This is a genomic window from Acinetobacter lactucae, assembly GCF_013344765.1.
GTDB lineage: Bacteria > Pseudomonadota > Gammaproteobacteria > Pseudomonadales > Moraxellaceae > Acinetobacter > Acinetobacter lactucae_A.
The window spans coordinates 1-7,488 of record NZ_JABVBF010000169.1; the positions used below are offsets into that span (position 1 = coordinate 1).

Annotated in this window: 6 protein-coding genes; 5 read left to right on the forward strand and 1 reads right to left on the reverse strand. The window is 35.6% G+C overall.

The genetic code is table 11. From position 1 onward, the window contains the following. Window positions 1–147: 147 nt before the first annotated feature. The 3 genes from HUN22_RS14205 to HUN22_RS14215 all read left to right on the forward strand — a co-directional run bounded on the left by HUN22_RS14205 (window position 148) and on the right by HUN22_RS14215 (window position 4,361). On the forward strand, window positions 148–1,491 hold the full coding sequence (locus HUN22_RS14205; RefSeq protein ID WP_174730590.1) for an EAL domain-containing protein: 1,344 nt from the start codon (window positions 148–150) through the stop codon (window positions 1,489–1,491). Between the two features lie 144 nt (window positions 1,492–1,635). Beyond that, window positions 1,636–3,582 (forward strand): acid phosphatase, encoded by a 1,947-nt coding sequence (locus HUN22_RS14210; RefSeq protein WP_174730593.1) that lies wholly within the window; start codon window positions 1,636–1,638, stop codon window positions 3,580–3,582. Window positions 3,583–4,181: 599 nt separating this feature from the next. After that, a complete protein-coding gene (locus tag HUN22_RS14215) occupies window positions 4,182–4,361 on the forward strand; it encodes a hypothetical protein (protein WP_174730596.1) in 180 nt (59 codons plus the stop codon). Between the two features lie 174 nt (window positions 4,362–4,535). On the opposite strand, the gene HUN22_RS14220 is transcribed toward HUN22_RS14215, so the two are convergent. Beyond that, complete coding sequence (locus tag HUN22_RS14220; protein WP_174730599.1) at window positions 4,536–5,294, reverse strand: HD domain-containing protein; 759 nt, start codon at window positions 5,292–5,294, stop codon at window positions 4,536–4,538. A gap of 675 nt (window positions 5,295–5,969) precedes the next feature. Between HUN22_RS14220 and HUN22_RS14225 the strand changes: the two genes are divergently transcribed. Then, window positions 5,970–6,524 (forward strand): TetR/AcrR family transcriptional regulator, encoded by a 555-nt coding sequence (locus HUN22_RS14225; protein ID WP_174730602.1) that lies wholly within the window; start codon window positions 5,970–5,972, stop codon window positions 6,522–6,524. A gap of 261 nt (window positions 6,525–6,785) precedes the next feature. Further along, window positions 6,786–7,488 (forward strand): carbohydrate porin (locus HUN22_RS14230; RefSeq protein ID WP_174730605.1); only part of this gene is annotated, 703 nt, incomplete at its 3' end.

Genomic DNA, 7,488 nt, shown 5'->3' on the forward strand with positions numbered 1-7,488 from the left:
AGACTGTACCGCTACATTTGAAACATCACCAATCTAGGTAAATAGTAAAAAATAGCAAGTAAAAAAACATTAGATTTTATTGGTGGATTTTGAAATAGAGCATGAATGGCAAAATAGTGCATTGTTTATTTTACGGTTGATTTATTTATGATAGCTTCGTCTTACTTTAAAAAATACAAGGAAAATTACCGTGCCATAATGGACCAACAACTTACAATAGCTGCTAAAGCAAATATTTTTATTTGCATTATTTTTTGCTTGTTTTGGACCATATATTTCGCATGTGCACAAATGTGGCTGATTGTTTATATGGATTTGTTTTTTACACTGATTTCCATTTTTAGCCTTTTTCTTATTTATATAAACCGCATTTCAGCGGGTATTCTTTTGTCTCAAGTCGTTCTACTTGTTTTTCCAGTTATTTTTTGCTTATTTTTTGATGTAGCTACAAGTGACCGTCCGCAGGTGGCTCATTTATTTTTACCGGCTGGAGCGATATTAGGGTATTTAAATTACCGTAGAAATCCAAGCTTTTTACAAACCATTCTAATTTTATTGTCGATCGGATGCTTTATATTTTTTAGCGGCAGTTCTTTTAATCTTGATAGTGCAATACCTTTGCCGGAAGATATTCGTGACCATGGGGGATGGATTGCAACTTGTGTTGCCACATTGATGATTTGTATTTCAATTTACACCATGCAATTAGAGATACAAACAGAAAATAGTATGGTACAAGAGCTGCGCTTAGCACTTGCGAAGGAACAGTTTAAACTTTTTTATCAGCCACAAGTCAATTCGTCTGAAATGCTTATTGGTGCGGAAGCTTTATTAAGATGGCATCATCCTGTTTTAGGATATGTTCCTACAAAAGATTTTATTCTGGTGGCAGAAAATTTTGGGTTAATGCCTGAGATTGGCGTATGGGTGTTGTCTCAAGCCTGTAAAGTTTTACAAGACTGGAGCAAAAATGAAGAGACCAAAGATCTGACACTTTCAGTCAATATTAGTGCTGATCATTTTATGCAACCTAACTTTGAACAAACTGTGATCGATATGGTTCAGAGGTATAAAGTAAATCCATCTCGGCTCATATTAGAAATCACTGAAAATATTGCTTTAACTAATAGTATAAGCATGATCGAAAAAATGCATTTCCTTTCAAAAAGTGGAATTCAGCTTTCCCTTGATGATTTTGGTACAGGTTATTCATCTTTAAGCTATTTACAAAAAATGCCCATTAGCCAAATCAAAATTGATCGTAGCTTTGTACAGGCGGCTTTGGATGATAAGCGTAGTAATAAACTCGTCACTGGCATTATTAAAATCGGACTGGATCTGAACCTTCGAGTGTTAGTAGAAGGTATTGAAACGACTGAACAATTTAATGCTTTTAAAGACAATGGATGCACTGAGTTTCAAGGTTACTTATGGGGAGTGCCTAAGCCATTAAATGATTTCTTAAATCAGTTATCCCATTTCAAAAAATAGACAAAAGAGCTATTTCAGCATTTAAGTATAAAAAGTAAAAAGAGAGTCCATATTATTTAGAAAAATTTAAATTAATCTAGGATATGTAATAACAGCTAAACATTCATGGTGAAAGATACGGATATTTATTAAACGGGTCACCTCATGTCTAGCTTTAAAATAAATACACTTTTACTTTCTCTTATTTCTTGTTCGGTCTTTTTTACGGGTTGCAATGACAGCAATAGCTCAGATGATAATTCGACAGCAAACCAAGAAATACCCGCAGCACCCAAGGGGGTAGGCTTTGAAGATACTGCTCCTGTCCCATCAAATATCACGACCATTGTAGATTCATGGACGACCAATCAACGTGGTGATGCACGATATGCTACGGCAGAAACAAATGCTGGGGTGCGTGTACTAAGCGGGTTTTTAGATGTATGGACACCATCTAGTTTATTTGTAGATGCAGGCCAATCTGCCGAAGCAAGAGATGGTTTTCCGGCAGTCGTTCAATCAAACTGGACTGGTTTACCAGGTGACAGTACAGACGGTACAAAAAAGAATGCAGATGTATTGAACTACAACATTAATTATTCAATTCAAACTACACAGAAACGTACAGAAGAAGAAGCTATTCGTGCCTATTTGGATGATAGACGTGGCAAAAGTTATAGCGTAACGACAGGGATGGGAGCATTAACCGATCCGTGGCGAAAACTCACTGGGCAGACCACCACAATCAATTCAGTGCCAGCCGATGCCACACAAGTAAAATACGATGACAAAGGCAATAATAGTGGGCTAACCACAGCCGATGGAAATACCAATTTCGGAAAAGTCGTTGAATTTGTTCAAGCGATGGGAAATAACTCATCAACAGAGTCAGCAAAGCGTTTTTATAAATATGCTCGTCCGTGGCGCTGGAGTTCAGAAGTTATTGTAGTACCTAGTTTAGAGCCTGCAAAAAGTAGTACACCTGCAACTGACGGTGGTTTTCCAAGTGGGCATACCGCCGAAGCTGGCCGAAATGCAATTGCGATGGCTTATTTAGTGCCTCAGCGCTATCAGGAACTGATTGCACGTGGTTTAGATTTAGGTGATTCACGTATTATCGCGGGAATGCATTCAGCGATGGACGTGATTGGCGGGCGACTTCAATCGATTGCTGCCGATGTTGCCAACTTAAATGCCATGACTGTAGAGCAACGAAAAGAAGCTTATCTACAAGCTCAAACGCAGCTCATGAAAGAGACCAATAGCTCAACGTTTGAATCCTTTTATAGTTTGGCTAAAACACCTTATGACGCGAATGACCGTTTCGCTGATCTTGAAAAATTAAAACTGCAAGTTAATCACTGGATGACCTATGGTTTTAACCAAATTGGTGATAAAACAAAAATAGCTACGGTGCCCAAAGGGGCTGAGGTTTTATTGGAAACCCGATTCCCTTATTTAACAGCCGATCAACGCCGCGTGGTTTTGAAATCGACTGCGCTTGCTTCGGGTTATCCAGTCATGGATGACGCTGAAGGCTATGGCCGCTTAAACTTGTTTAAAGCTGGTGCAGGTTATGGCACTTTCGATGGCGATGTAAATCTGACCATGGATGCGAGTTTAGGTGGTTTTAATCAATATGATCAGTGGAGTAATGATATTACGGGGGCGGGTAAACTCACCAAATCAGGTACAGGATCTTTAGCGCTGACAGGAAATAATTCGTTTACTGGCGGTATTGATTTAAAACAGGGTGGTTTGGAAATATTGTCTGAGCATGGTGCTGGTCAAGGCGATATTTATATGCGTGAAAATAGCCTATTAAAAACCAACTCAGCTAAAACAGTGACCATTGCGGGCAATTTAACTCAGCTTGCAGGAACGACATTCAACATCACGTTCAAATCGAATGTACTTCCAGCAGTTCAAGTGGCAAATACGGCTACCCTAAATGGAACATTGCAGCTCGTCACAAAAGACAATTTAGCAGCAGGAACATATACGGTGTTATCGGCTAAAAAAGTTCAAGGCACCTATAAAAAAGTGACCTTAAATGGCAAAGATATTACGCCAATCTATCAAAATAATAGCGTTAAGTTTACGGTGTCTTAAGGTAAATTCGCGCAAGCGTTTACTAGATTTATAGCGAAAAATAGTGAAGGTGGAAAAGATATATTTCCACCTTTTTTATAGTTTTTTTAAATCATCTTTTCTCAAAAAATGCTGTTTGTTTGAAAAATATAGATAGAGATTGGGTGCTAACCATGGGTAGAATGATCTCAAGTATTGTATCTACTTTAGTTCTCTGGACATTTCCAAAGTCATAGAAATGATGGTAAAAGCGGCAACTATTAAAGCTCTAAAAAATTATAAGTGATAATTATATTTGCTTTATGAGTTACATCATTATTAATATTTAGGTTTGCTAATAAAGATTGATGAATTATGGAATACTCTACACAATATGCATTGGATTGGTTGAATCAAGGTATTGAAAGTATTAAAAATTCATCTAAAGAGGATATAACAGTTGATTATGCTTTACTTTAGGATATTGGCTTTCTTTATAGCACATTACGTACTTTATTAGTGACTGGTCATATCACACGTGAAGAATATAATAAGCTCCATGCAGAATTAACTGAAATTCGTCAGGCTAGGTTAGATGGATCTAAAATATAAACAAAAAGGGAGAAATGATGAAATCAATAATGATTAAAGTCGTTGATATAAAAGGTGAAGATACATGTGATCTGCTTGCCGAATTAGATCATGATAATAATGTAGTAAAAATATATAACTATTATGGAAACAAGCTAGAGATTGGGCCACAAAATCGAGTGCGTTATAACAAAAAATGGTGGACCTTTGAGAGAAGACAAGAAGGGTAAATTTCTTGTTTTTAGAGTTAAGTGGATATCAATTTGGAATATGCAAATATTCGATAAATTGAACCCGTCAAACAGAATTAAAAATTAAAAAAATCCTCCTGTGTGGGGATTTTTTTAATTCCAACTTCGGGTGTTTCAATACTTAGTGTAAATACTTTATAAATATTAATATTTCTACTCTTTAAATAAATTTGACTTAATCATGAGTGGTAACCCAAGACTACTTAATAAACTCGCTCGAGAATTTGGTACATTCTTACTTTCTAAATTAATAAGCTCGATAAATTCTTTATTAAATTGTTTTCTAGGATATTTTTCTAAAATTTCATTTCTAAAAGATAGGGGAAGTCTATATAGACCGTCACTAATCACATCGCATGACGCACCTTGCTGTAATAGTGTAATTTCTGCTGGGTCAGAATGATCTATATAGCCGTTCATATGTAAGCAGATAGCATCTTTAATTAATTCACTTTTCTTCTCATCAAAGCTATGTTCTTTAGCCTTTTGCTCAAATTGTTTAGCACTCTCATAGGTAAAACAGTTACAACCTTTACTATGAATATGTTGCTCAGTTAATCCAATATCATGAAAAAGTGCGGCTATTAAAAGTGACTCATGATCAAATTGCTGCTTTTGTATATTACCTAAGGCAGCTCCCCAGAAATAAGTTCGCCATGAATGATTGTAGATAGATATATCTGTTTTAGCTTCGAGCTCATTAAGTGCAACTTTAACCATTTGAGTATCGGGTATTACGATCTGATTAATATCAAAATCGCTAGAAGTTTTGAACCGAAAGTAATTTATTTTTATAGAGGCCATAACACTAGGCAGCATAATTTTTTGAATTAACTTAATTTTATCTTTGAAGCTGAGCTGACCATTTGTAGTTTGCATCCAGTGATACGAACCAATTTTTGTAATTTTCATTATTAAATCTCATTTTAGAGTAATTACTCTAAAATATTATCATAGATAATTTTTTGCAAGTTGTATCTCTTAAGACCTCGATAGAGCTTTAATTGATAGAAGTTTTATAAACCCCACTTTAACAATAAATTTTAATTATTTATCCTTACTTTTTAATGATCTATTTTAAAGCAAATGTCATTTTGCGTGCTTGACTGTAAAGGGGTTGGGCACTATCCTTTGCCTGCTGGCCTACATTGCCAGTCGGTTGTCGCAGACCGAATCAAACGTACATTAGAAGTTTCGTGCTTCTAGTGTTGAGCCCTCGTGCCCCCTCTATGGTGGAACGGAGGGGGACACCTTCGGGTGTGCTGGCCACGTTTGACCAGTCTGCGAACCCCTTTCGTTCTGCCACCATAATTTATAATGTCTGGCAGAACTCCCAATAAAAAGGAGTTGGCTTTGTACATTCATCATTTCTTGGCAGCCTTTGCCAAAAGCTATAACGACACAACTTAAACTTTTAAAGCAGTTTGATCGCCGTAAGGTTTTCAAGCTTTAAATCACTTCGTCTAAAAACTTAACTAACAATAAAACTTGAGATGTGCCACGCACAGTCTTACGGCTTTGCTGTGCCTTTTTTTCTCCCGAAAAAGTATCTCATTTTGAAAAACAAGAATTTATAACGGTAAAACTATGCCAAATTTAGTTCTCTCAACGCGTGCTATTCAAGTTATTAATAAGTCGATTCATTTATTTCACCATCACGGGTTTCATACAGTGGGAATCGACAGAATTGTGAAAGAGTCAAACATTCCCAAAGCGACTTTTTATAACTATTTTCATTCGAAAGAACGATTTATTGAAATCTGCCTGATCGTACAAAAAGAACGTCTAAAAGAAAAAGTGATTTCAATTGCTGAGCAAGTAAACCACACGAACGTGATTGACCAATTAAAGAAATTGTATTTTCTACACACCGATTTAGAGGGGCCTTACTATCTATTATTTAAAGCTATTTTTGAAACGAAACTGACCTATCCAAAAGCTTATCAAACCGCAGTGAGATATAGAACTTGGCTCATTAATGAAATTTATAGTCAACTTAGAACACTCAAATCTGATGCGACTTTTCAGGATGCAAAGCTATTTTTATATCTGATTGAGGGCGCAATTATTCAGCTTTTAGGCTCGGATACGGCAATCGAGCAGGAGAGTGTGGTGGATTGTTTTTTGTTCGGATTTCAATAATTTTTTGATTATTTAATAGCCTAAGTGTTGAAGCATGGTATGTCATTTTTAGACAAGATTAATGTCATTAATGCACAAGTCGGACCAATATAATTATGTTGAAATCAGATTTATCAAATAAGGTTGAAATGGGTGAGTAAGCCTAAAATTATCCAGCTAAATAAATGTTGAGCTGAGCTAAAAATAATCATCTTACTAAGTTTTTAAATATAAAAACATAAAGCTAAAAGATGATTAATTATATTTAAAGGAAAGGATTCTATGTATATATCTAAACAAGGATGTATAGGTACACTCGTGCTTTTATATAGCATAAGTGCAAATGCAGAAGTTAGCCTAAAAGACAATTTTAAGTTTACGGCTAATTTTATTGATTTAGCGATGTATAGCCAAGAAAGTGCGGTAGAAGATAATTTTACTAATTCAGCAGGTTTATTTTTAAATACTGAAATTAAATTAGCGAATGAAAATTATGATTTAGGTGTTTTAAAGGCACAATATGTATTTAATGGCTTAAATGATGATGCACAATTAAATACCTCAAACAATTGGTTTGGGGGAGTTGGAAGTTATGTCGGAGGCGCAATTGCTGCCAATGATTTGGCTTCATCCCAACTTAGTTTGTTGACTTGGGATAAGTATTGGAGCGATAAGAAATTATATACTTCTGTTGGACGTACCAACTTAAGAAGATATTTCCTCTATAACAATTGTCAAAATATTTTGTTGTGTACTGACCCGATTAAAGGGGCAATGGGTTCATTACCTACTAACTATGCGTATTGGGGCGGCTATGCTAAATATAATTTTTCAGACAATATCTACATGCATGCAGGAGTTTTTGAGGTCAACACGGATGATTATGTTTATAAAAAGAAAGGATTAGATTTCTCCTTTCATCAGCAACTAGGTTACAGCCAAGTATATGGTGTTGGATATAAAGATAAAAATAGTAAAGCAGAGT